The sequence below is a fragment of the Rhodopirellula sp. JB055 genome (assembly GCF_043100905.1).
Taxonomy (GTDB): Bacteria; Planctomycetota; Planctomycetia; order Pirellulales; family Pirellulaceae; genus Rhodopirellula.
In genome coordinates, this window is record NZ_JBICHO010000346.1 from 1 (window position 1) to 24,304 (window position 24,304).

Annotated in this window: 20 protein-coding genes and 1 pseudogene; 12 read left to right on the forward strand and 9 right to left on the reverse strand. The window is 56.1% G+C overall.

Annotated features, from left to right (window positions below):
• Both ACF8AM_RS13755 and ACF8AM_RS13760 read right to left on the reverse strand, forming a co-directional pair.
• Nucleotides 1–706, reverse strand: a pseudogene (locus ACF8AM_RS13755) (hypothetical protein); the annotation flags it as partial.
• Between the two features lie 425 nt (nucleotides 707–1,131).
• Complete coding sequence (locus ACF8AM_RS13760) at nucleotides 1,132–2,016, reverse strand: glycosyltransferase family 2 protein (protein WP_392556182.1); 885 nt, start codon at nucleotides 2,014–2,016, stop codon at nucleotides 1,132–1,134.
• A gap of 1,264 nt (nucleotides 2,017–3,280) precedes the next feature.
• Between ACF8AM_RS13760 and mdh the strand changes: the two genes are divergently transcribed.
• From mdh to hisB, 4 genes are all read left to right on the forward strand, one after another.
• Nucleotides 3,281–4,228, forward strand: a complete 948-nt coding sequence (gene mdh / locus ACF8AM_RS13765) for a malate dehydrogenase (RefSeq protein WP_392556183.1) — start codon at nucleotides 3,281–3,283, stop codon at nucleotides 4,226–4,228.
• A 197-nt stretch (nucleotides 4,229–4,425) separates the two neighbouring features.
• Nucleotides 4,426–5,064, forward strand: a complete 639-nt coding sequence (locus tag ACF8AM_RS13770) for a hypothetical protein (RefSeq protein WP_392556184.1) — start codon at nucleotides 4,426–4,428, stop codon at nucleotides 5,062–5,064.
• A 150-nt stretch (nucleotides 5,065–5,214) separates the two neighbouring features.
• Nucleotides 5,215–6,303 carry a histidinol-phosphate transaminase gene (hisC, locus tag ACF8AM_RS13775; RefSeq protein WP_392556185.1) on the forward strand — a complete coding sequence of 363 codons (1,089 nt, stop codon included), beginning with the start codon at nucleotides 5,215–5,217 and terminating at the stop codon, nucleotides 6,301–6,303.
• On the forward strand, nucleotides 6,300–6,908 hold the full coding sequence (hisB, locus tag ACF8AM_RS13780; RefSeq protein ID WP_392556186.1) for an imidazoleglycerol-phosphate dehydratase HisB: 609 nt from the start codon (nucleotides 6,300–6,302) through the stop codon (nucleotides 6,906–6,908). Before hisC ends, hisB begins: the two co-directional genes overlap by 4 nt.
• Before the next feature lie 44 nt (nucleotides 6,909–6,952).
• Here hisB and tsaE read toward each other — a convergent pair whose 3' ends face one another.
• Both tsaE and ACF8AM_RS13790 read right to left on the reverse strand, forming a co-directional pair.
• Nucleotides 6,953–7,456 carry a tRNA (adenosine(37)-N6)-threonylcarbamoyltransferase complex ATPase subunit type 1 TsaE gene (tsaE, locus tag ACF8AM_RS13785; protein ID WP_392556187.1) on the reverse strand — a complete coding sequence of 168 codons (504 nt, stop codon included), beginning with the start codon at nucleotides 7,454–7,456 and terminating at the stop codon, nucleotides 6,953–6,955.
• Nucleotides 7,457–7,488: 32 nt separating this feature from the next.
• On the reverse strand, nucleotides 7,489–7,677 hold the full coding sequence (locus tag ACF8AM_RS13790; protein WP_392556188.1) for a hypothetical protein: 189 nt from the start codon (nucleotides 7,675–7,677) through the stop codon (nucleotides 7,489–7,491).
• Nucleotides 7,678–8,056: 379 nt separating this feature from the next.
• On the opposite strand from ACF8AM_RS13790, the gene ACF8AM_RS13795 reads away from it, so the two are divergent.
• Both ACF8AM_RS13795 and ACF8AM_RS13800 read left to right on the forward strand, forming a co-directional pair.
• Nucleotides 8,057–8,497 carry a malate synthase, glyoxysoomal gene (locus ACF8AM_RS13795; RefSeq protein WP_392556189.1) on the forward strand — a complete coding sequence of 147 codons (441 nt, stop codon included), beginning with the start codon at nucleotides 8,057–8,059 and terminating at the stop codon, nucleotides 8,495–8,497.
• Nucleotides 8,498–8,698: 201 nt separating this feature from the next.
• Nucleotides 8,699–10,006 carry a hypothetical protein gene (locus tag ACF8AM_RS13800; protein ID WP_392556190.1) on the forward strand — a complete coding sequence of 436 codons (1,308 nt, stop codon included), beginning with the start codon at nucleotides 8,699–8,701 and terminating at the stop codon, nucleotides 10,004–10,006.
• On the opposite strand, the gene ACF8AM_RS13805 is transcribed toward ACF8AM_RS13800, so the two are convergent.
• The 3 genes from ACF8AM_RS13805 to ACF8AM_RS13815 all read right to left on the reverse strand — a co-directional run bounded on the left by ACF8AM_RS13805 (nucleotide 9,987) and on the right by ACF8AM_RS13815 (nucleotide 14,053).
• Nucleotides 9,987–11,537: a nodulation protein NfeD gene (locus ACF8AM_RS13805; RefSeq protein WP_392556200.1), complete on the reverse strand. Its 1,551-nt coding sequence runs from the start codon at nucleotides 11,535–11,537 to the stop codon at nucleotides 9,987–9,989. The two genes, ACF8AM_RS13800 and ACF8AM_RS13805, sit on opposite strands and share 20 nt — an antisense overlap.
• 4 nt (nucleotides 11,538–11,541) lie before the next feature.
• Nucleotides 11,542–13,287, reverse strand: a complete 1,746-nt coding sequence (locus ACF8AM_RS13810) for a TrkH family potassium uptake protein (RefSeq protein ID WP_392556201.1) — start codon at nucleotides 13,285–13,287, stop codon at nucleotides 11,542–11,544.
• 100 nt (nucleotides 13,288–13,387) lie between these two features.
• Nucleotides 13,388–14,053, reverse strand: coding sequence for an intradiol ring-cleavage dioxygenase (locus ACF8AM_RS13815; protein WP_392556191.1), 666 nt, complete (start codon nucleotides 14,051–14,053; stop codon nucleotides 13,388–13,390).
• Nucleotides 14,054–14,335: 282 nt separating this feature from the next.
• Between ACF8AM_RS13815 and ACF8AM_RS13820 the strand changes: the two genes are divergently transcribed.
• From ACF8AM_RS13820 to ACF8AM_RS13845, 6 genes are all read left to right on the forward strand, one after another.
• Nucleotides 14,336–15,823, forward strand: coding sequence for a TonB-dependent receptor (locus tag ACF8AM_RS13820; protein WP_392556192.1), 1,488 nt, complete (start codon nucleotides 14,336–14,338; stop codon nucleotides 15,821–15,823).
• Nucleotides 15,824–16,228: 405 nt separating this feature from the next.
• Nucleotides 16,229–17,323, forward strand: a complete 1,095-nt coding sequence (locus ACF8AM_RS13825) for a DUF1559 domain-containing protein (protein WP_392556193.1) — start codon at nucleotides 16,229–16,231, stop codon at nucleotides 17,321–17,323.
• Between the two features lie 184 nt (nucleotides 17,324–17,507).
• Complete coding sequence (locus ACF8AM_RS13830; RefSeq protein ID WP_392556194.1) at nucleotides 17,508–17,915, forward strand: hypothetical protein; 408 nt, start codon at nucleotides 17,508–17,510, stop codon at nucleotides 17,913–17,915.
• A gap of 70 nt (nucleotides 17,916–17,985) precedes the next feature.
• Nucleotides 17,986–19,197 carry a multiheme c-type cytochrome gene (locus tag ACF8AM_RS13835; protein WP_392556195.1) on the forward strand — a complete coding sequence of 404 codons (1,212 nt, stop codon included), beginning with the start codon at nucleotides 17,986–17,988 and terminating at the stop codon, nucleotides 19,195–19,197.
• Complete coding sequence (locus ACF8AM_RS13840) at nucleotides 19,194–20,357, forward strand: hypothetical protein (protein WP_392556196.1); 1,164 nt, start codon at nucleotides 19,194–19,196, stop codon at nucleotides 20,355–20,357. The genes ACF8AM_RS13835 and ACF8AM_RS13840 overlap by 4 nt, the downstream gene beginning before the upstream one ends.
• A complete protein-coding gene (locus tag ACF8AM_RS13845; RefSeq protein ID WP_392556197.1) occupies nucleotides 20,354–21,589 on the forward strand; it encodes a tetratricopeptide repeat protein in 1,236 nt (411 codons plus the stop codon). The genes ACF8AM_RS13840 and ACF8AM_RS13845 overlap by 4 nt, the downstream gene beginning before the upstream one ends.
• Nucleotides 21,590–21,708: 119 nt before the next feature.
• Here ACF8AM_RS13845 and ACF8AM_RS13850 read toward each other — a convergent pair whose 3' ends face one another.
• Together ACF8AM_RS13850 and ACF8AM_RS13855 are read right to left on the reverse strand one after the other, a co-directional pair.
• Complete coding sequence (locus ACF8AM_RS13850; protein ID WP_392556198.1) at nucleotides 21,709–22,233, reverse strand: molybdenum cofactor biosynthesis protein B; 525 nt, start codon at nucleotides 22,231–22,233, stop codon at nucleotides 21,709–21,711.
• Nucleotides 22,230–23,999, reverse strand: coding sequence for a cation:proton antiporter (locus ACF8AM_RS13855; protein WP_392556199.1), 1,770 nt, complete (start codon nucleotides 23,997–23,999; stop codon nucleotides 22,230–22,232). Before ACF8AM_RS13855 ends, ACF8AM_RS13850 begins: the two co-directional genes overlap by 4 nt.
• Nucleotides 24,000–24,304 lie beyond the last annotated feature (305 nt).

The window sequence follows — 24,304 nt, forward strand, 5'->3', positions numbered from 1 at the left end:
CATGAAACGTTGCTTCATCGCCCAGTTTGTCGAATGCCGGATGATAGCCAGCCAACCACGCAAGCGGTGCATTCAACTCACCGGTTCGCAAAGCAACGCTGGTCCGCGGTTGCCCCTCGTCACGGCGGCGTTTGATTTCGATTTCCATCGGCTCGATGTCTGGCCGTTCCCCCGCCAACATGCAGTACAAAACGGCAGAGACCTCTTTCTCGCCCGGCAAGATTCTGCCATCCAAATCCCGAACCGTGATCTGCGATTGGGCAGACTGAATGGTCAAGTCATCTGCGGCCAATCGAATGGGATGCAAAGTACGCTCCGGACGACAAAGAAACCGGTCGTGCACCAACCGCCAGACATCATCGAGGGACTCCGCCCGCACCTCGGGCTGGCTCAACCGAACGATCGTCCGATCGTCCTCTTGCTCACAAGACACAATTCGAATTCGACCAATCGATTGTTTGGTTTCATTGTCTCGTAATTGAACGTCGCCCAACTGCCACGTCGTCGGACTGATCCGTTCCAGCGAACCGATGCGGACATCCAAACCGGTTTGCAGTGCCAGCGTCGCTTCCGTTGCTCGAATGCAGCGGCGGTGATACCAAGGCGACCACGTCACGAGAATGATCAGCACCGTCACACAGGTCGGCACCGCGCAGCAGGCAACGAACAAACCTCGAGCCACGGCTCGCATCGTCCGTTCGTGCATTTGGCGAATCCTTCGCACCGCATGTGGTGGGCTAACGAAAACGGAACATCAACACCCCAGCGACCCAAAAAAGAATCGCTGATCAGCCGCGGCGAAAGCCTTTCCAAGGGGCGGCTTTCGAGACCTCGTCGAGGCTCCGTTTCACGATTGCGACCATACCCAACTCGCCCCGCAAAAGAACAGATCGAAACGGGATCGAATTCGCTTGCTCTCCAGACGATTTCGCAACCCAAAACGGCCGTGAAACAGATCGCGTCAGACATCTCCTGCTCGTGAAACGCAAGTGTCGTGAAACACCTTCGCATCATGTGCGAACGCGACACAGTTCCATTCTGTTCAGACATCAATCTGAAACTCGCTTGCGGGTTTTCCTGCACAGAGAACGTTTGGCAAACGACACTCCATCTAGAATTGCAACACTCGCATCAACGGCGAAGCAATCCGTATTTGAAGATGCACCCGAGAGCAGCCACACCGTCACGCCAAGTGATCTTCTTGCCTTCGTCGTACCAACGGTGGTGGTAGCGGATGGGGCGTTCTGTGAAACGCAAACCTTTGCGGGCCCACCGCGCGGTCAGTTCGATTTCAATTCCGAAGCGGTTTTCCTTCAACTGCGGCAGAATGTCCGCGAAACTTTCGCGGCGAGCCATCTTGTAACAGGTTTCAACATCGCTCAAACGAGGGCCAATGGCGACACTGGCTAACCACGAAATGAACCCGTTGACGGCCTGATGCCACCACGGCGAAAGCTGGCGATCGCAATGGCCGTAGCGTGTGCCGTACACCACGTCGGCTTCGCCCGCCAACAAGGGTTGCAACATGACTCGAAAGTCACCCGGGTCGTACTCGCTGTCCGCGTCTTGGATCACGACGACGTCCCCCTGCGTGGCCTCGATCGCGGTTCGGATGGCCGCACCTTTGCCACGGTTTTCAGGGTGCCGGATCAACGTGACATGGTGATCGTTTTGATACTTCTGCAAACTTTCACCCGATCCATCGTTTGAACCATCATCCACCACGATGATTTGCATTGGCAAACCAGTTTGGCGTAAGGAATTCAACACCGACTCCACCGTCGAGCACTCGTTGTACACCGGAACGATCACCGACAAGCAAAACGAATCAGGCAGGGGATAGATCGACAGCGTGCGACAAGCATCTGGACCGATCGTCTGTTGCATTCGAGCAACGTACTCATCACTGAACCAATAACGCGGTTCAACGGCAGAATCAGATCCCGCTGAAGCCGAGTCCAAATGCATTTGCGATTCACTCTCAACGAGTTTGGAAGACGCGTTCGGTTCGTTCACGTTGCATTCACCGGGAGTCGCGGCGGCGATGATGAAACGTCAACGATTCATCTCTTTGCACAACATGCCGCAACCAAGAAAAGGAAACTTGTTCGCCGACATCATACGCGACTTCGCATGACCGATGTTGTGACTTCGCATCAGCGCATCACCTTGCGTTGCTTCTCAGGTCGTGCACAAAAAAAACTTCACTCGAACGCGTCGCAATTTTCACGGTCAAATCAATTGGGCGGTCGACGAGAATGTTTTTTTGATCACTTTGTTGTTGACACCGATGGTTCGTCACGCCAAATTTTCGCTCGCTTGACCCACACATCTTCGATCCCTTCACAGAGTCTGTGAAGCGGTTGCACTGAACGTTCTGTTCAACCGATTGTGGTCGATGATTTGTCTCTTCCAACGGAGTGTGTTCGATGCGGTTTGCCAGAATATCTTTTCAGTCTGTCAAGCACCGATCACCTCACACTTTCTTTGACGTTTCCCCTGGGCAAGCGGGGTCACCGTCCGACGTCATTTGATTGACGCGGCACTTATTCACTGACTGAATCATGGCGAAAGGCCTCGTCATGTTTTTGTTCGTCACAACGATTGTGAACGATACACGGGAGACGGTTTGGACTCCACATCGCAGTTTGAATACTTCGATTGACACGGACGTCACTCCCTTCATTTTGATGTTGCCCAACGATGCTTCTTGATTTCTCTCACGCAATCAAGGTGCATTGGTGAACTTGAATTCCGATCGCCGACAAGGACTGTTCGCGTCGGGTAACAATTTGAATTGGTAACAGAGCGATGCCAGTTTTGCAGGAAGCAAAACTGGCTCGTTTTTTCTCTTTCGCCACTGGCCCTCGCGTCTGGCTCAACTGACTGCCGGTCAATGGAACATTCCCGCTCGGAACACCCTGTTTCCCCTGGACAATGAGGCCGTGCAGTTTAAAAGCTGTTCGGCTAGGAGCCTGAGGGTCGGAACGCCAGCGTCCAGTGAGAATTCCTGGAAGGGCATCACCCGCCGCTCCCCAGGCCCAGCCCCACTGAAAACGATCTCCAAGCCCGCACGAATTCCAAAAGTTGCGACGGCATTTCCAATCGCCACCTTTCTCGGCAGGACGGCCTCCTTCTGCGATCGCGGCCAGCTCGCTGTGGGGTTCTCAACTGCTCTTTCGTCGCACGCGTGCCCTCTTGACGCTCAATTCACGGATGCGACCATAAGTGCAAAATTCACCCAACCAGTCCCCGCACAACTTCACCCGAAAGAGTTCTCATGCGTCGCGCTAAAATCACCATCGTCGGAGCCGGAAATGTTGGTGCCACCTGTGCTCATTGGTGCGCCGCAGCGGAACTCGGCGATGTCGTGCTCCTGGACATCCCACGCACCGAAGACATGCCTCGCGGCAAAGCGCTCGATCTAATGCAAGCCTCGCCGATCATGGGGTTTGACTCGAACATCGTCGGCACCACCGACTACGCCGACACAGCCAACAGCGACGTGATCGTCGTTACCGCTGGCTTGCCACGCAAACCAGGTATGAGCCGCGATGACTTGCTGGCGACCAACGCCAAAATCGTCACCAGCGTGGCGGAAGAAATCAAAGCGACCAGCCCCAATACAGTGGTCATCGTCGTCAGCAACCCGCTCGACGCCATGGTCCAACAAATGTTCAAAATCACTGGCTTTGAACCTGCAAAAGTCATGGGGCAAGCCGGCGTTCTTGACACCGCCCGCTACCGCACGTTCCTGGCAATGGAATTGGGCGTCAGCGTCGAAGACATCAGCGCGTTGCTGATGGGCGGCCACGGCGACACGATGGTTCCCGTCCCAAGTTGCACCAGCGTCGGCGGCATCCCCGTCACGCAATTGATCTCGAAAGAGCGTTTGGATGAGATCGTTGACCGCACCCGCAAGGGCGGTGCTGAAATCGTTTCCCTGCTGAAAACCGGCAGCGCTTACTACGCACCCGCAGCGGCCTGTGCCCAAATGGTCGAAGCGATCGTCAAAGACAAAAAGCGAGTCGTTCCTGTCGCCGCTTACTGCGACTCCGAATACGGCGTCGGCGGTTACTATGTCGGCGTCCCTGTCGTCCTGGGCAGCGGTGGCGTGGAACGCATCATCGAACTGTCGCTGACCGACGAAGAAACCAAGGCCTTCCAAAACAGCGTCGACGCGGTCAAATCGCTGGTTTCGACCATGGATGGCCTGCTGGCTGAATAGGCAGCAACTTGGGAATGCTCGCCCCTTCAGGCAGGTTGCACCAGATAGGCTGATTTAACGATTGCCAAAGGATCAATCCGCCAGTTTTGACTGGCGGGTTCTCTTCTCTCTTTCTGCTGATCGGTTAACCTAGACGGGTCGACTCCCGCAGAGGGAGTGGCCTCCCATTCGCTTGAATCTCCTCGGAGTCTTCCCCGATGAAACGCCGTTGTTTCCACCTTTTGATGGCTGCCGCGCTGGCAGTGGTATCCGTCTCGGCCCACGCCCAAGACGAAGAACTCCCCAAGGCATCGCCCGCAAAAGCTGAACCGACCAAAGCGGTCCCGGTCCAAGACGCAGGGGCATCAGCCAAAGCACGCCCACTCAGTGTCACCGTGGGCTTGGTCAACGATTCCAAAATCGAAGGCACGCTGACCGACACGACCCAACTGCAAATGCAAACCTCGTTTGGCACCGCGAGCATCCCGTTGTCGGAAGTCGCCGGCATTCGCTTTGCCTCCGCCAACGACGCGACCACCACCGTGGTCATGCTCAACGGTGACTCAATCACCGGCGCGACCGATGTCAAACTCATCACGGTCGAAACCGAATGGGGCACTGCGTCCATCAACGGACCGAGCATTTCGTCACTGATGTTTGTTCCCGGACTGACCTGGAACCCATCCGATGGACTGAACGGAAAACGCTGGAACCTGAGCGACATTCAAAAAAAGGACACCCCGTCACGCCCCACAACGAATCCATCAACCGGCCAATCAAACAATCGGACGTTGAGCCCTCAACGCTCCGGGTCGACCGCCCCACCGATCAGCCAACCGTTCTTTCCGAACCGGTGAACCTGAGCGACCGTTTCGCGGTCATTCAAGTTCCATGATGTCCAACACAGCATCCCATTTCGGCCTCGCCCGGAATGGGATGTTGTCGTGAAATGGCTACAATGCCTGCTCCCCGACTGCTCATCCAACATTCTTCTTCGAGTTGATTCGTTGCAATACCGTCCCGCGCTTTCCAAGATGAAACCGTACATCCCGGGGGAACAACCGCCGCCGGGCAAGTTCATCAAGCTCAACACGAACGAGAATCCCTACCCGCCTCCCGCCCCGGTGGTCACGGCAATTCAATCCGCCGCAACCGGGCCGCTGAATCGCTACCCCGACCCAATGGCGACCTCGTTCCGGCGAGCGGCCGCAAACGCATTGGGATTGCCGGGCCCTGAATGGGTGCTGGCTGGAAACGGCAGCGACGAAATTTTGACCCTGCTCGTTCGCGGTTTCGTCGGCGAAGGCGAATCGTTGCGTCTGCCGTACCCCAGCTACATCCTGTACCGAACACTGGCTGACATCCAAGGTGCCAACTGGGAACAAGTCCCATTCAACGATCCTTGGGAACTGCCTCAGTCATTCGGCGAAAATCGCGATGACCTGAAACTGGTGCTGCTGCCCAACCCGAACAGCCCCAGCGGAACGATCGTTTCCAAAACTCAGATCGCTGAACTTTCGAATTCGCTCGATTGCCCGCTGGTCGTGGACGAAGCTTACGCGGACTTCGCCGAAGAGAACTGCCTCGACTTGGTTCAATCCAACGAGAACATCCTTGTCACCCGAACGCTTAGCAAGTCCTACGGCTTGGCCGGCATTCGATTTGGATTCCTGATTGCACAGCCGCACGTGATTGCGGAACTGACCAAGATCAAAGACAGCTACAACTGCGACGCGATCTCCATCGCCGCCGCGACCGCCGCGATGGGATGCCAAGACTGGCTGGCCGATGTCGTTGCCAAAATGAATGTCACTCGCCAACGGATGACGGAACGCTTGCTAGCGCTGGGCTTTGACGTGACACCGTCGCACGCAAATTTCGTGTGGTGCCGTCATCCCGAAGGAAAACACGCGGAAATCCACCAGTACCTCAAACAAAGCCAGATTCTCATCCGATACATGGACTTCCCCGACTGGGGTGACGGATTGCGAATCAGCGTTGGCACGGACGAACAGATTGACGCCTGCTTGCTAATGATCGAACGTGCCATGCAATCTCTCAACTTCTCACTTCCCGCCCGAGCGGACTCGACATGACCTCTTCGAATTCCAACACGTCACGCGAAGTCAACCTCGAACGCAAAACGGGCGAAACCGAGATCAAACTCTCGGTCAACCTTGACGGCAGCGGCGCCGGCAAACGCAATTCCGGGATCGGCTTCCTGGATCACATGCTGGATCTGCTTGCCAAACACGCGTTGATTGACTTGACCGTGGAAGCCAAAGGCGACTTGCACGTCGATGATCATCACACCGCGGAAGACATTGGCATCGCACTGGGAACGGCCGTCGATCAAGCCCTCGGCAATCGCGCCGGAGTGCGTCGCTACGGCCACTTCACTCTGCCCATGGATGAATGCCTGGTCACCTCCGCAGTCGACATGGGCGGACGCTATGCGTTTGAGTACAACGCCCCCATTGCGGCACCGAAGATCGGCACCTTCGACAGCGAATTGATCGAACACTTCTGGCAATCGTTCGCGGTCAATGCAAAGTGCAACCTGCACGTGTTGCTGCACCACGGCCGCAATGCTCACCACATCAGCGAGTGTGTTTTCAAAGCCACAGCGCGAGCAATCCGGATGGCCGTCGAAAATGACCCACGCAGTGACGCCATCCCGAGCACAAAGGGTGTGCTGTAGGCAAGTGATGCCAGACCGTTCCGCGCGAAGGACTCACTGCCTCCTCACGACGCTGGCTGCAGGTCCCTGAGAATGCGTTGGATCCATTGCCAACGCTCTTGGTCCGAACAACGCAACTGGATTTGCCTCGTTCCGGAGTCACGCGAATCCCCCTGGATATCGATGCGCATCCAAATCGCCTCGAGGGGCATCGCGTCTTCAAACCGGTCCGCCCATTCAATGACGGTCCAGGCGTTGGGCTCTTGATAACACTCCTCCAAACCCAACTCCCACCACTCGTCTTCATCGCCAACGCGATACGCATCGACGTGGTGCAACGTGTGCTGAGCTGCCTGATAAGTTCTCAGCAACGTGAATGTGGGACTGGTCACTTCGGATGCGTCCAATCCCATCGCTCGAGCGAGTTCTTGGGTCCATCGCGTCTTGCCCGCCCCCAGTGTTCCGGTGACAGCAAAGCAGACCGGGAACGCAATCGGCTCGCGAACAAAAGCGTCCGCGAGCCGAGCGAGTGTTTTCAAATCAACTTGGTCGAGTGTGACCAAATTCAATCCTCTGACTTCAGTTCCAGTGGGGCGGAAGCTCAGGGAGTTTCTGCGGTGCCGGTCACGTTGTCCGAAGGCATTTCAGCAGCGCCGGTAGCGTTGTCGCTGACAACAGGAGCGGCGTCCGTGTCAGTGTCGACGTCAGCCGGTGGAGCTGGCGGCGGGCAACCAACGGTCGTGGTCAGCAATGCAAGTGCGAATACGCAACGAAGAGTTTGTTGAATCATGGTGACTCGGGAAGGAAAAAGGTGGGACAACTTGTGATCGATTCGGCAACCCGAATTCGGTTTCCAACCCCTAGATTAGCAAAACGTTCATAAATTGCACCCTCTCGTTGCAAGAATCCATCGCAAGAGACGTTTCGCGGCAATCTCTCAACCCTTGCAACCCGCGTAAACCATTTTTCTTTCCCAAAATTGACGACGGATCCAAATGGCACGACTGCTTCCAAAAGACAAAACGCCGCGTTCGATCACTTCGCCAAAATCGATTTGAGCCATCCACGGCCCATTTTATCCTGTGAGAATTGATCGATCCCAAACAGCCCACACGGCAGGCCGGACGATACCACCAACGAAAATCAGTCCATTCACTGGGATTTTAGCTATGAAATCGACCGCCCCCTATTTGTTCGCTCTGTTGATTGGCGCATCCATCGCTCCCGCCGCTTCGGCACAGGGGTTGGACGATCTCTTTTCGGCATCGCCTCAGCGCGACACGCCACAACGAAACGCGGAACGCTTGACTTTGCCCCCCATGGCACCCGCCGTCGCTGAAACCGCCGCTGACCCAGAACCAGTGAACAGTCCATCGGACCGCAAACTCGTTCACGCACCGGGCTCAACCGTCGAATCGGTTCCCTCGATGGCAATGCAACTGCGTCAAGCACGTGCACTCGAAGCTTCGCGTCAACGGCAGGCCCGCCTGGAAGCCTCCTACTGGGCAAGCAACCCGAACCTGCGTCCTGCATGGGACAGCAATTTCGGCCAATACCAGCACCGCAACCGCATCATCTATTACGTTCCCGCTTACGTTCGTAATCGATAGGTGCACCGTATCGATAGGTGCACCGTCGCTGACGTTTGCCCACCTTCCTGGATTCACTCAACTGAATTCCGCTCTGAATGCGCCCGTGAATTCCACCATGAATGCACGGGACAGCCAATGGCAGCAGACCGCCTCAACGAGAACTGGACGAGCGACTAACATGGGGTCGTTCCCTCCTGTTCCATGAGGCTCTTTGCCGTCTTGAATCAGCCTCGCCTAGCCCTGATCTCCCTTTGCGGATTCTCCTTTCTGACCTCCGCAACCTATTCGGTTGCCAGGGCATTGGGTGTGAGCCTGTTCATCGCGCGCATGGGCTCGGACGCACTGCCAGTTGCCCTCGTTGCGTCGGCCGTGACCGTGATCGCCGTGTCCGCGATCACCCATCTGATCAACCAAAGATTCCCGGCTCGCTTCAGTGTCATTGGCAGCTGGATTGGCTTGGCGTCAATCACCACATGGCTGACCGCGATGATCTCGGTCGAGCACCATTCATTTGTTTTCCTTGGTGCCCTCTACGTGATCGCCGAGGTACGCGGTTGCGTCAACACAATCTACTCGACCACGTTGGTCAACAATGCGTTCGCATCCTCAACATCCAAACGCCCCTATGTGTTGGTCGCCACCGGTGCACCGATCGCGGGAATCATCACGGGAGTGGCAATGGGCTACGGCGCCTCCGTGTTGCAAGACACCACGTGGCTAAAACTCATCATTGCCCTGGACGCAGCCACCATCTTGTTGCTGCGTTGGATCCCGCAAGCACCCGCAATGACGGAGCGACCAGCCCCCGAGCCCATTTCGCGAATCGAGCGATCCAAGCGATTGCTACAGAAGAGCGCTCGCCAACTGAAACGATTGCCAGCCAGCCCATCGATTTATCGCTATCGGTACGGCTTGGTCAGCTTGATCGCATTCAACGTTTTTGCCGTCACCATGGTGGACTACCAATGGAAGGTGATTGCCGGAGACCACCTGCTCGTTGAACACAAACTGCTGACGTACTTTGCCGGCTTCTACGCCATCAACGACGTCCTGATTGTCTTGGTACAACTCACTGTCGCAACCAAACTGCTGGACCGTTACGGCATCGGGATGCCACTTTGTGCCTACCCGTTGCTGCTTAGCATTCTCGGGTTGATCGCATTGATCAACCGCTCCCCAGCAGTGCTGATCCTGTTGTTCACGCTGGGCCAAGGCCTGACTGTGCTTAAACGCTCTCTCTATGATCCCGGACTCACGTCTGCCTATGGGATCCTACCACCCGGCATCCGCAATGAGACGATCCTGTTGATCAAAGGCGTGATCAAACCATTGATCGAAGCCGTCGTCGCCGTGGGCCTGCTGCTCCTCGCGTCCCACTTGAATCCCAACCAAATCACGTCGTCCTGGTTGGCTGCTTTGATCCCCTGGTTCCTGCTCTCGAGTTGGGTCTCAAGCACCTACGAGAAATGGACCTCGGAACCACCCGCCGCCGAGACATCCGGTCAATTCAAACTTTCCGAACGGTGACGCGAGCCCCCTGCTTCCCGACCACGCGCACTTCTGTCCCCGGGTCGATGTAGTCTCCCTCGGTCACCACGTCCACGGCATCATCACCGAACTGGACTTTACCGCTTGGACGCAGTGGCGACATTGCCGCTCCGACGTCGCCCACCTCCACTCGCTGCCAAGCCGGGCCGCTGACCAACGTTGCACTGGCACCACCGTCGGCGGACACCATGACCTGAGGCCGAAGCGTCAATCGACTCAGCCCCGGAATCTCCCCGAGATACTTCGCCATCACGGCCAAGCAAACCAGAAAACCTAGAAACGCTCCCATCACCGTCATCATGTCGGTTGCCAACGAAGTCCACTGGATTTCATTCTCTGGCAATGTGAATCGACGCGAAGCCATCACCAAGGCACCCAGCGACAACGCCAAGCCACTGATCCCCGCGATACCAAAACCTGGAATAACAAAGACTTCGGCGGCGATGAAAAGAACCCCAACGAGAAACAATACCACTTCCAGCCATCCCGAGGTCCCACCTAGAAAACGAGCCCAAAAGAACAGCCCAAAGCACAGCACGCTGGTCAAACCTCCGATCCCTATTCCTGGTGCCGACAGTTCGATCGCAAGTGCGACCAGCCCGATCAACAGCAACAAAAACGTGACAAACTGAGTGTTCAACAAAAACACCAACGTGTCGGTCCAACTGCGTTCCACCTCGACGATCGGCTCTTGCAAATTCAGCACCTTGGCCAGCTCCTCTCGTCCCTCGACGGTCTGATCCACCATCCCCAACTCCACCCCGCGACGACCGTTGACCGTGAAGAACATTTCCTTGCCAGCCTCTCGAATCGGCGGGCTAAGCTCCCACTGATTCGCATCGTCCCGCGAAGCCAAATCTTTGTCGGACAGATAACGCTTCTCGCCGGTTTCTTTGTTGGTCGCTTGGTAAACAACCATGTCTTTGTCCGTCATCTTCTCCGCCAACGCGAGCGGTCGCCCGGTGGCTTCGGCTGTGTCGCGAACTTTCTGCGCCAACACACTGCGACTCTTCGCCGGGGTGTAACGAAACGCTCCATCTTCGCCCATCACGATTTCGCCGGCGTCACCCATCCGAGCATCGGGCCGCATCAAAATCGTATCCGTCGACAACGCCAATAGCGCTGCGCCACTGATCGCGTCTTTCTCGATGTACGCCACCGTTTCGACATCCTTGGCCTCCAACACCATGTCCATCAATTCAAATGTCACCGAAGTGAAACCTCCGGGAGATTGAATGTCCAAGATGATCACGTCCGCACCGGAATCGACCGCCGCTTGGAACTTACGCTTGAGCAACGCACCGCTGAGCGGATTGATGTCTTCTTTGAACTCAATCAACACCCCGCGACGTTTACCCGATGGCTCCTCTCCTGAACCTGATTGCGCCGCAACTGTCGAACACCTGAAGCAGGCAACCGACATTGCGACCACCACGAACAAGGCACTCGCGATGGTCAATGGACCGCGACTGAAAACACGATGTGTTGTGTGAGACTTGGTTGCAGTCATCATCTCAAACCCTTCGCCAAAACGACGGAACAAATAACAGGAGCACGCTGAAGATCTCGACGCGCCCCAACATCATCAACCAAACAAACAACAACTTGGCACCCTGACTGAACCCTGCGTAATTCCGGGTCGCCCCAACAACACCAAGCCCTGGACCGATGTTGTTCAGTGTCGCCGCGACGGCACTCGCGGAATCGAGCAACTTCTCGTCCAACGTCCCATGCAGCAACTCTTTGCCAGCCAGGGAGTGATCCACGACCACAATGGCCTCCCCCGATTTCACCGCTCTCGCAGACTCTTCGATCACTTCTTCCGGTGGCGTGTCAGTCATCACCACCCCCCATGTCGAATTGGGTTCAAACGTGACCAACGCCAACCATGACATCACGAAGATCGCCAACACCATGCAAAAGTACAGCAAGATATTGTGAGCCAATTGTGGGTCGTCAACGGCAACACCACTCACCCTCAAAGGCCGAACAACACGTGGACGGTGGGCGCGCTCAATTTCCAATCGCAGGATTTTGTAAAACAAAATGTGCCGAATCACCTTCATTCCGCCGCCCGTGCTTCCGGCACACCCGCCCACAAACATCAACAGCAACAGAATCCCCCGACCAAAATTGTTCCATTCGTCGAAATCCGCCGTCCCGTAGCCGGTCGTCGTGATGACCGAGACCACCTGGAACAATCCGTTTTGAACCCCTTTGGCCAACGTGCCGAACCCTTCGTCTTCTGCCCGAATGCCAAAGAAGACGACGCCCAAAGTGACCACCCCAATCACCACCGCATAGGCTCGAAACTCCAGGTCTTGAAACAAACGTCGAGCGGCCGTCAGAGGCCGTCGCGGAATGTCCAACATCATCAAATACAGCAACGTGAAATTGGTCCCGGCCAAAATCATGAACAACACCGTCGTGTATTCAATCAACGGGCTGTCAAACCCGCCCAGCGATCGGTTGTAAGTGCTGAATCCGCCAGTTGCCATCGTCCCAAAGGCATGGCAAAGAGCATCGAACGAACTCATCCCTTCGAACATGTAAATGAACGTCAGCAAAATGTTCAGCCCCACGTAGATCGCCGCGAACACAAGCGCCGTGTGTTGCATCCGTGGCATGCTTCCCTCCTTGGTCGGCCCCGGCATCTCGGCTCGCATCATCGCTTTGCCCGCCGATCCCTGACCCAGGATCGCCACAAACAAAACCACGATCCCCAGCCCGCCCAGAAAGTGCGTCCACGAACGCCAAAACAGAATGCAATGAGGAACCAACTCAGGCGTTTCCAAATCCGTCAAAACGGTCGCGCCAGTCGTGCTGAACCCAGATTGAGATTCAAACATCGCTTCCACAAACGTGATCGGCGAATCCTCGGCAATCATCGTGCCACTGAGGAAATAGGGCAGGGCCCCGAGCACCGTCGCACTGACCCACGACAACCCCACGATCGCCATCGCTTCTTTTTGGTAAAGCTCCCCGCCGCTGCGATAACCACGACCAAGAAACCGAAAGAACGCTCCGACAAAAAAGCAGATCGCCATGCTCGCCAGCAAACCGCTTGCGGCAGAAGCCTCAAACTCCGTCGCAGGAGGCAAATGCGTTCGATTCGCGACGCTTGGAAAGGCAAACGGGAGACTGAACGCCATCGACCCGCCAATCAACAGGCAGATCGTTCCCAAAAAACGAAACAACAACGGGAAATTCAACGACGACGCCTTTTCGACGGGTGGTGAAACGGATGCCAAGGGTGCAATCGATGAACGCCCATGCTCATGGCTGACCGCGGCAATTCAGACTTTGTTACCCAACCACCCGTTTTTTAGCAACTCACGGGTTCTCGCAACTCGCTGGTTTTCAACCGTCCGCAGGCGTCTGCCCCAAGATCACATCGAACTGGCAAACCAGTTCGCCCAGCTTGGATTCCTTCATCGGTTTGAAATCAGCCATCAACAGATTGCGTTTGGTCGGATCCTTCACCCTCCGAAATACACCATCCCGCTGGTTGCCCTCATGACCGCGAATCAACAACTGAGTGGTCAACAAGTCCCTGTCACCTTGCTTGACCTTGATGTGAATGTGGGGAGCAGGGCGACCGGGGTAGGGCACCGGCTTGATCGTCCGAAATCGATACCCGCCGTCGCTGGCGGTTTCAAAACGCCCAAATCCCTGAAAGTTTTTGTCCTGCTGGTCCTTTTTACCGTTGCTATCACGCGTGTGCAGATAGACCGCGTTGGCGTCGCACTGCCAGATCTCGATCGTCGCGTTGCGAACTGGCGACCCCGCCGCGGTCAACACACGGCCACTCAAATGAGTCACCTCGCCAACGGCCGGTGTCGTGTGATCACCAATCACAATTAAATCGTTGTCTTGGTCCAGCGGCAAACGATCCGGGTAAAAGGGGCCTTCGGTCAAGGACGGGGTTGGCCGGAGCAACTCTTCCGCGAACAAACCAGGCGTGGTCCACATCGCAGCACCGCCAATGGCCATGACAGATCGACTCGCGAACCAACGTCGTGACATCAATTTTGTTTTCATCAGAATCACCTGGTGGAACTTCGAACAGCAACCGGAACGCCTGATCCCTGATTGTAACGACTCCCTCACTCACCCCGTAACGCCTTCCTTCGGCCCCCCGCAAGCGGGCACCGCCCGCGGCGATCGCGGTTTGTAACGATTGCGATGGCGGATTCTGTGTCTCCAGGCCTCACGTTCACCTGTCCACCAAAAAGTGTTTGGAGGTCCTCCAATCGTCACCTAGATGTTGTTGTGACTTAGGGCCATTTTTCCAATCGGGCAGACAACATGAACAACGAACGTCCTTCGACAGAACGCAAAGCACTTCAAATCAACCTGGATCCGAGGCGTTACGGTTCGTTTGCCGAGATCGGAGCCGGGCAAGAAGTGGTGCGTTGGTTCTTTCGCGTCGGTGCCGCCGCGGGCACGATCGCCAAAAGCATGTCGGCTTACGACATGGCGGTCAGCGATGCGATCTACGGCGAATGCCAAAGGTACGTTTGCCGGCAACGCCTGGACGACATGCTGACCCGAGAACACACGCTGAACATCGAACGCCTGAAAGAACAGCGCGGCGACTCGACCGCCTTTTTCGCGTTCGCTGACACGGTTTCAGCTCGCAACTATCACGGCACCAACGAGTGTCACGGATGGATGGGCATTCGCTTCCAAGCCCACCCACGAGATGAAGACAGCCAAATCATCCTTCACGTCCGAATGCTGGACAACAACAACGCGGCCCAACAAGAAGCCCTCGGCATCGTTGGCGTCAACCTGCTCTATGGTGCGTTCTTCCTGAACCACGAACCAGACCAACTGATCGAATCGTTGCTGGACAACCTCAGCACACAGCGCATCGAAATTGACATGATCGAATTCTCGGGCATCGCGTTCCGACATGTCGACAATCGCGTGATGAGTCTTCGCTTGGTGCAACTCGGACTCAGCAAAGCCGCGATGTTCTCCGCCGATGGCGAAGTCCTTCAACCAGCCGAAGTTCTCTACAAGAAACCTATTTTGGTAGAACGCGGCAGCTTCCGTCCCGTCACACACGTGAACCTGGACATGATCCAAGCCGCACAAAAAAGCTTCCGCAAAGAAGACGACGTGGATCCAAACCAAGTGGTCACGCTGGCCGAAATCACAATGCGAAACCTCCGCGCCAACGGTGAAATCGACCTGCAAGACTTCCTCGCTCGAGTCGACACATTGGCGGCCTGCGGCATGACCGTGCTGATCTCGGACTACTTCGAGTACTACCGCCTAGCAGCATACCTGTCGCAATACACCAAAAAGAAAATTGCGATCACGATGGGTGCCGGCAGCCTGCATGAACTGTTCGAAGAAAAGTATTACACCGAACTGGATGGCGGCATCTTGGAATCCTTCGGACGCATGTTCAAAAATGATCTGAAGCTCTACGTCTACCCGTTGATGGACCGAGAAACCGGCGAACTCACCACCGTTGAAAACCTCGAGATCGCACCCGAACTGCGAAAGCTATACGACTACTTGGTCGACAAGGGCTGCATCGAACAATTGCATGCCTACAACCCAGAGCATCTTTCGACCTTCTCTCGTGAGGTACTGAAGATGATCCAATCTGGCGACGACGAATGGAAACAACACGTACCGCCTGAGGTCGCGACCGTGATCCAGAAACGAGGCATCTTCGGCTGCAAATCCTACGCACCAGAATCACGCCTCGCCGCCATGGTCGCTCCCATGGGGGCCGCCCTCGGCAACATGCCAGCCTCCGGTGCGTTCTCCACTTAAGCCAACCGAGGCATCCTGCTTGCCTCCGACCTCACTCCAACCTTCCAACGCCACGGCGGATCTCCGGATCTTCCGTGGCGTTTCTCGTTCTGGCCTCCCCGTGCGTGAACCTCCCCCCCTCTATCCACTCACGAAATTCACGAAAAAGTCTTTCAACGCACTCACCTGCAGGAACTGAAAGCCCCCTCAAAGGCAACCTAACGGACAACTGCACAACACTAAGACCAACAGGCTCAAAACTAGCACGTCTCTCACATTTCCTTCATCCAACGTTAACAAGCCAGCCGCCTTCATCTGCTTTAATCCCCGCGCTCGATTCCGGGGACTTCCAAAGACCTGATTCCCGGAGCCTCATCCCATCCATTTTTGCAACTCATTTCTTCTCCCCTGAGAACTTCAACACTCATGAACATCCAGCCCCCAAGCTCGCGTGCCCCGCGGACTTCTTCGCGATCCGGTTTCACTTTGGTCGAACTCTTGGTCGTGATCGCGATCATCGGCGTTTTGGTTGGTCTACTTTTGCCCGCCGTCCAAGCCGCTCGTGAAGCCGCCCGCCGCATGCAGTGCCAAAACAACTTCAAGCAATTTGGTATCGCTCTTCACAACCACATGGCTGCTTTTGGATCGTTCCCACCGGGCAACGTCAACTACGACGAAAACGGCAACCGCTTCAAAACGGGTGGCTGGCAACACGGCCAAAACGAATTGGGATGGCACTGGTTGCCAATGCTGTTCCCTTACATGGAACAACCCGGTGTCTGGGAATTGATCACCCGATGCGAAGATTCCGTCACGGGTCACACCATGAACCCTTGCGATCACTGCGAATACTACGCTGAATTCGAACACATCGGTCGCGAACAACTTGGTTCTTTCGCTGCCTGCCCTTCAGCTCCTCGGGTGACCAACCAATTCTCCGACGGAAGCTACGGCCTGGAATCACTCGCAAAGGGTTCCAACTACGCCGCCAACTGGGGTTCGGGCGACATGCTTTCTTGGGAAAGCGACCAAACCTCGGGTGCATTCGGCACCTATTACGTTCACCAAGATGTCATCATCAAGGATGGTGTCGCCGGCGACCGTTTCCAAAACCGAAACGGCATGGGCAGCGAAGACTTCCTGGACGGCATGAGCAACACCATGGCGATGAGCGAAATCCTCAACTACGACTCGAAAACCGACATCCGTGGTACCTGGATGTCACCAGCCATGGGAGCCACGATCTTCTCGGCTTACACCAGCCCCAACAGCAAAGAAAAAGACGTGCTGGCCGCCTGCGACGAAACCATTCCGGAAGACAAACTCAATCCGTACTTGGCTTGCCTGGAACAACGCGACACCGCCGAAATCTGGGCCGCCGCTCGCAGCCATCACACCGGAGGAGTCAACATCCTGATGGCAGACAGTTCCGTTCGCTTCATCACGGATTCAGTCGACAAAGAAAACGTTTGGCAGCCACTGGCAACAGCGAAGAACAGCGAAGTCTTCGAAATGCCCTGATTGATCGGACGCGACGACGACGTCCTCGGTGCTCCGCTGCACTTCCCACCTTCGCCTCCAAACTCAAACAGAGTGCTGGCGTACCTTCCCTCTTCACCCTCCCTCCGGGAGGGTCACCGAAAGAAGGGGCTGGGGCGGCTGAGTTCCAAATCTCCTGAACACTTTCCCCCCTTTTTCAAACCAGATGAAACTTCACAACCTGATCAAACTGTTTCCTGTTCTGGCGTTGCTCACTTGCATCGGCTGTGGATCCTCCGCTCCCCCCAAAGCAACCCTCGAACAAAACGCATTTGCAAGCGTCCTGGGCCTCGGCGATATCGCTGGCGATCCCAAAATGTTCCCCACCGCGTTCGTTGACGGAACGGCCCCTGAAAACCGCGAAGACTACGCTCAACGTGGCTACGAAATTGCAGGCGAAGCAGAAGTCAATGGCGACCAACTGACCGTCCCTGTCAAAATCTTCGGTGGCGTCGTTGCAACCTCCACCGCCGACCGTGCCAAAAAGGCTTCGGACGTTGGAACCACCACCCAAAACTGGGTTCTGCAACGCGTCGGTGAGGAATGGAAAATCAAAGACGCTCCCTTGGGTTGATCCCTTTTCAAGGCATCCCTTGTTCTCGAAGATCCTTTCTGCAAAGAGCCTCCAGTTTCTGGGGCTCTTGATGCTTTTGGTCATTGGAGTCTGTGCGGCGAGCGTCGCACGTGACCTGATGTCGATCGAACCTGCGCCTCCTTCAGACGCACGGCGAATGCAGCCTCCCAAAACCTCCGACGCGTCGATCTCCCAAGCCGTGAAGCAGTGGAGCCAATTCGTCGCCAGCCAATTCGCCGGAGACCAAGCCTGCCAGGCTTGCCATCCGACCGAATACGAAGCCCACCTGCGTTCCGGTCACTCGCGAACCGCCACACCAATGGTGGAATCCGAATTGGCTCAGCGACTTCTGCAACAAGGCGAATACGAAGATTCGCTGCGTGAGCAAACGTTCCGCTTCACTCGAAAAGCGAACCAGTTTTGGGTCAGCACCTCGACAGGGCAGGGCAGGGCGTCCACGAATGAACTCGCACCGTCGAATACGCAAACCTCTCGCGTCTCGGTCGCCGTCAACTGGCTGTTGGGCTCCGGCACCCACGCCCAAACTCCCATCGCAATTCAAAAGGATGGCTCTCGCGGTATCGAGATGCGTTGGTCATCCTTCCTAGGCAACGAGCAACTGAATGTGACTCCCGATCACGATCAATACGAGACTTTCCGTGAAGGCACAGCCGAGTGCTTTGGTCGTCCCATGGATGCCATGGATGTGCGTTCTTGCATCGGATGTCACTCCACGGTCGTCCCGCCTCCCCCGTTGCCACTCACTCCCCAAACCATGATTGCAAATGTTGGGTGCGAACGCTGCCATGGCCCACGCAAGCAACATGTCATTCTTGCAGGTCGAGGATTGCCTGAACAAAGCAAACCGATGATCAATCAGCACGATGCCAGCGCACACATGGAAACCTGCAGTGCCTGTCATCGCGACGAGCGGTCCGTTTCAGCGGATTCCACCGCCGCTGAACGAGCTCGTTTCCAGCCTTATGGACTGAAGAAAAGCGACTGCTACCTGCAATCGTCCGGTGAACTCACCTGCTCGACTTGCCACGATCCACACGACACCACCTCGCACGATCGCCCGCAATACATCGAGCAGTGTCAAAGCTGCCATCAACCGCAAGCTTCCACGATTTGCCCGGAAGCCCCGACGGGAGACTGCATCGAATGCCACATGCCGCTGACGCCCTGGACCCAAGGAATCGCTTTTCGCGATCACTGGATTCGCGTCGTTGAGGGCACCGCTTCGCACGCGACCGAGCCCAACTCGGAGACGCCTCCATGAGCGTCGTCACCCAGTCACCCAACACTCGTCCGGCCATGGATCCACCTGTCTCTCGATTGCGAGAAACATCGCAACCGAATGCCTCGGCCGACGCGAAAAGCGGGTTTCTTTTTTCGCCACTCATCGACCTCCTCTTCATTGCAAATTTGTTTTGGCCGCTGCTGGTCTTCGTCGATGTTTTCGGTGGCGCGACCACACACGAAGGCCTGCTGTTCTGGCAAATCTATTTCATCACTGCGCCACACCGATGGATCACGATTGTCCTGGTCTCCGTGGATCACCACAAAGGTCGAGACCGCCGGTGGCTGTTTGCCGCTTTGGCCCTCGCGATCCTGAGCGTCTGCGTTGGATTGCAGATGGGAACGGGGTCACTGCTTTGCCTCGGAATGCTCGATTACATCTGGAACGCTTGGCACTTCTCGTCACAGCATCACGGCATCTTTCGGATCTACCAACGCCAATCGTCCTCCAAACCAGTCGCCAAGTCGTCCGATCCGTTTGATCGGAACGCGGAAAGCGGTGCAGGCATCAGCCCCCCCAATACGCTGAATGGATTGGTACAACGCAAAGGGCCGCTGTTTCAAAAGATCTTCTTCCGCGGATTCCTGCTCTACACAATCGCCCGAGCCGCAGGATTGGGCTGGCCCGAAGGACCGTTTCCCTCGTTCGCTGGAGTGGAACCTCTGGATTGGTGGATGCTACTGATTCCTTTCGCATTTGCCGTTTCCGCCGTCCATGGATTTGTGAAGCTTGGCAATCAGGCCCTGGGCACCATGCTGTATCTGCTCAGCGTGATGTCTCTCTTCACCGCTTTGCTGTTGGCCGCTCACTACCAAAACAGCCAACTAGTCATCCAACTCGCACTGGTCTCCGCCATTTTTCATTCGATGGAATACATGTCCATTGTGACTTGGTCGATGAAGAAGTCTGGATCCAAGAAAGCCAACAATCCGCTGGCACGCCTCTCCAAAATTTGGATGCTGTTCCTGGTGATGTTCGTCCTTGTCATCGGCCTAGGAAACTACCTGCTGTCTCGTGGATTCTTTGAATCGTGGGTGCTGATCAACCTGGTCGTTGCCTTCTGGCATTACTGCTTTGACGGCCTGCTGTGGAAATCTCCCAAACGGGTCGCCCCCGCTTCCTCCACGGGTGCCGCATGACGCAACCAAACACCCCACCGAGAAAGAACGTTCCGGCAAACTGGCTTCTCTGGCCGCCCACGGTGATCGCCGTCTTAGTGGCCATCCGTCACTTGCTACTCGATCCGAGCGGACGCCTGGAGTGGTTTGGCCGCGAAGACATCTACGCCATCTCCATGTTGTGCTCCCTGCCAATCGGCTTTGTCGCAGCAAGACGAGTTGACAAGCGATCTCGCTATTCCGCGATCGTCCTGGGTGCTTGCTTGTTCTCAGCGTGCCTTTGTCTAGCGGTCGCGAGCCACGGAGTTGCACTGCCGAGCAGCCTATTCGCAATCACAATCGCTCGAGCATTGCTGTCATGCCTCACCGCTTTTGCCGCCGCAAACCTTTGCTTCGCCATCGCTTCACCGCAACCATCACCCCAGCTCGAACCGCCTGCGATTGGGGCAGGGCAGGGCGGTCAGCAAACGTTGCCCGGTTGGGCGTGGATGTTGTTTGGTGCGGCCACGATTGCGATTCCCGCCACCTACACGCATTCCGCAACAGGATCCCTCGAGAAAAAGCTGAACGAATCATTGGCCAGCAACCGCGTTGCCCTGGCTTGGAAACAGTGTTCACAATTGCGTCGATTCAATCCCAGCTTGACCGCCGCGAGCACTGACCTGGTAACGTTGGAAAGCAACCTTGGCGACGAAAAGGCTCGCTTGGAAGCAGAAGCCCAACGCCCCATGCCGAGGAATCTGACTCTCGCAATGGTCGGAAGACGAATCACGGCCCTCGTTCAGCTCGACCGCAATCACGAGGCTCTCGGCTGGATCCGACCAATGATGTCCGGTCGCAATTTCCACCCGGTCAGCCTCGACTTTTACGGACTGTGCCAACAGCGTTTGGAACAACCCGCCGAGAGCATGCGAGGTTACGAGCGTTCGCTGAAGCACTGGGAACGACAACCGGACAGCCCCGCAAAAAACAATGCGATGATCAGTGCCTACAAAGGCATCGCTTTCGCAGCCCGACAGTTGGGCAATCGGCGGTTGGAAGAAGAGGCCTATCAAGAGTTGGTGCAATTAGCCCCCACCGCCGAAAATCATTTCCTACTGGCGACCTCCTACAAAGAACATCAAAAAACATCGCTGGCGGCCGAGAATGCTCAACTCGCCGCGGAACTGGACCCGCAGTACGCCGAACAAGCCCGCTCGATGCTGACACAACTTTCCCGTGACCACTTCAGTTGCTTCTTAGTGCCTCGCTAACCGCCTGCCAAGCAAGCCGACAGGAGCAGATCAAACACATGGGCCGTTTGGATGTTCGCCCAGGTCACTCCATGTTCAACCTTCGAAGGGAGGGTAGCCCGTGGTTTGAACGCAGTGATTCAGCGTGAAGCCAGTGACACCGCATGCCTGAGAATCGGTAGCACGCACTGCTTCATCCCAGTCGTGACCGCCCCCGTTGATCCCGGCAACGTGAACACCACCTTGGATTTCATTCGTCCCGCCGTAGCACGACTGAGCATCGCCTTGGGACCGATCTCGGCAATTGAGATGGCACGAAAGTGCTCTCCAAATCCGGGCAAGGTTACATCCAACATGGATTCGATCACGTCGACCGCCATGTCTCGAGGCGCGATGCCGGTCCCTCCCGTCGTGATCACCGCATCGAGCGAATCGTCTTCGGCAAGCTCGCTCAACAGCTTCGCAAGCGGTTCGGAATCATCTTTCAGGATCATCCGTTTCGCGACGGCATGACCAACTTCCTCCAGCAAGCTGACGATCCGATCGCCACTGCGGTCCTCTGCTTTGCCACGCGTGTCGCTGAGCGTGATCACCGCAACGCGAACGGCTTGAGCAGGATCCACGTCCGGACAACCGCACTGGGTATCGGGCTGGGGTTGATTCACGACGCAGAGTCCTCACTTTGTTCCAACAAACCTGCTCGTTGCTGAGCATCTTCGAGAAAATAATTCACATCACTCAGATCATCGGCGTGAAGCACTTCATAGGCATGCGCGGCACTTCGCGACCGATACAACTGCTCCCGAATGTTGATGTCTCGCGTGATCGCAGTCGCAAACGCGGAAAGGATTTCCAAGTGACGCTTGCGACTCGATTCAGGCGTGGCCAACAACAACACCGCATGCACAAGACGTCCATCGGGTGTGTCGATCTTGATCCCTTTCTTGCTGATCCCCAGCACACCTTTGACATCGTTGGCACCGGGCTCATCAATGATCGCGTGAGGAATCATCAAACCAATTCCCAAGCATGTTGTCTGGGATGCCTCTCGAGAACGAACGGACTCCAGAAACTTGTCTTGCGGCGTGCTCATGGGCGTCGTGGCGTACAACAGGTTGGAGAGCTTTTGAAAGATCTCCTCCTTGTTCCCATCCAAATCCACCATGATCCGGTTCTCTTGCAAGAAATCTAACAATCGTGGTCGATCCTTCCGAGCCTCGCCCGCTTGTGTCAGAGCAAATCGCGTGGCACTTGGCCCCAGCAACTGATTGATCGCCAAAGCCGATAATCCGACCGTCGTCACCATCGACTGAATCTCCTCAGAGAACCCAGACTGTTCACTGCCAACCAAAATGATCAACCCAACCGCAACACCACCGTGCGGGAGCAACGACATGCCGAGATATCGGCGAACGTTGTCGGTTGCACCAGACAAACTCATCGCGGTGTATGAGCTGATGGTTTTGGCCAACAACCGAGCCAGAAAATACAACACCACCAAACCGATGACCGGCGGGATGTGAGTGAAGTCCAACTTCATTCCCGCGAACGTGTAGAAGAGCGCAAACAGAGCCCCTCCAATCGCATTGAGATAGGCCTCCCCCGAGCGAACCAAATCATGCCGAAAATTGGTCAAGGTGATCCCTGCAAAGGTGCAGGCCAAGATTCCGCCCGAAGTGCCGAAACTCGCCGCCGCACCCCAGGCCCCCAGCACGACCGCAACCATCAACGGCCCCAAGAACGCTGGACTGACCACCGTCTGAACTAGAACGATCGCCAGCAATGCACAAGCGGCACCGATCGCAAGCGTCACGGCGAACTGCACACCGACGCTTTCCAATGCATGAACCCACCCCGATTCATCTGCCAGAAACGTCGAGATGAACACAAAGACCGCGACGGCCACCATGTCAATCAAACCGATCGCCGCCAACAAAGTCCGAGTCAGTATGCCGCGAGCACGAGCCTCTTGAATCACCAACACCGTTGTCCCGGGCGCCCCCGCGATGGCGATGGCGGCGAACAACGCCGCCGGCGGAAGAGACATCGATGGATCCAGCAAACTGCCGCCAAAGTACATCAAAGCACCAACCAAGGTCGGCGTGATCAAGGCTTCTCCCAGCAACAACAACCCGATCCGTTTGCCCGTGTTCCGCAGGCTCCCGAAATACAAGGAGGCACCAACGGTGAAGGCAATGAACCCCAACACAAAATTCATGTAGGGACCAAATCGGTCCAACGCCTGGGGATCCAAAACCGTGTCCAACCCAGGAAACCGCAATTGGCGAAGCAGAATGCCCGTGGCAATCCAGCCCGTCACCTTGGGCAATCGGATCAGAGCAAATATCTCGCCACCGAGCACACCGGCGGTCAGCACCACCGCCATGTTGAAAAGCGGGTCATCGAAGTGAAGGTTCGGAAAAAAATCCATGTCCTGGCCATCTTTTGCCGAACAGAAATCGTCAAAGCAGACAGGATCCTAAGGAAAAAGCCCCCCTTTGGGAACGCGGCGCAACTTCAAAGGCCCGCATCGCGCAAGAACATCTTCAACTCCACCGCTCGCGCTAAGGCTGTGCAGTTTCCAAGTGCTGTCCTGCCAGGCGCTTCTCATCACCCTCCCTTTTGGAGGATCGAGCGAAGCGAGGGGAGGCGTTTCTCATCACCCTCCCTTTTGGAGGATCGAGCGAAGCGAGGGGAGGCGTTTCTCATCACGCTCCCTTTTGGAAACTTGGGGCC

Coding starts and splice junctions, on each gene's coding strand:
- ACF8AM_RS13845 (WP_392556197.1), top strand. CDS start 20,354: ATGACGCAACCAAACACCCCACCGAGAAAGAACGTTCCGGCAAACTGG.
- ACF8AM_RS13815 (WP_392556191.1), bottom strand. CDS start 14,053: ATGTCACGACGTTGGTTCGCGAGTCGATCTGTCATGGCCATTGGCGGT.
- ACF8AM_RS13855 (WP_392556199.1), bottom strand. CDS start 23,999: ATGGATTTTTTTCCGAACCTTCACTTCGATGACCCGCTTTTCAACATG.
- mdh (WP_392556183.1), top strand. CDS start 3,281: ATGCGTCGCGCTAAAATCACCATCGTCGGAGCCGGAAATGTTGGTGCC.
- ACF8AM_RS13830 (WP_392556194.1), top strand. CDS start 17,508: ATGAAACTTCACAACCTGATCAAACTGTTTCCTGTTCTGGCGTTGCTC.
- ACF8AM_RS13795 (WP_392556189.1), top strand. CDS start 8,057: ATGAAATCGACCGCCCCCTATTTGTTCGCTCTGTTGATTGGCGCATCC.
- ACF8AM_RS13805 (WP_392556200.1), bottom strand. CDS start 11,537: ATGACTGCAACCAAGTCTCACACAACACATCGTGTTTTCAGTCGCGGT.
- ACF8AM_RS13835 (WP_392556195.1), top strand. CDS start 17,986: ATGCTTTTGGTCATTGGAGTCTGTGCGGCGAGCGTCGCACGTGACCTG.
- ACF8AM_RS13825 (WP_392556193.1), top strand. CDS start 16,229: ATGAACATCCAGCCCCCAAGCTCGCGTGCCCCGCGGACTTCTTCGCGA.
- ACF8AM_RS13770 (WP_392556184.1), top strand. CDS start 4,426: ATGAAACGCCGTTGTTTCCACCTTTTGATGGCTGCCGCGCTGGCAGTG.
- ACF8AM_RS13790 (WP_392556188.1), bottom strand. CDS start 7,677: ATGATTCAACAAACTCTTCGTTGCGTATTCGCACTTGCATTGCTGACC.
- ACF8AM_RS13820 (WP_392556192.1), top strand. CDS start 14,336: ATGAACAACGAACGTCCTTCGACAGAACGCAAAGCACTTCAAATCAAC.
- hisB (WP_392556186.1), top strand. CDS start 6,300: ATGACCTCTTCGAATTCCAACACGTCACGCGAAGTCAACCTCGAACGC.
- ACF8AM_RS13840 (WP_392556196.1), top strand. CDS start 19,194: ATGAGCGTCGTCACCCAGTCACCCAACACTCGTCCGGCCATGGATCCA.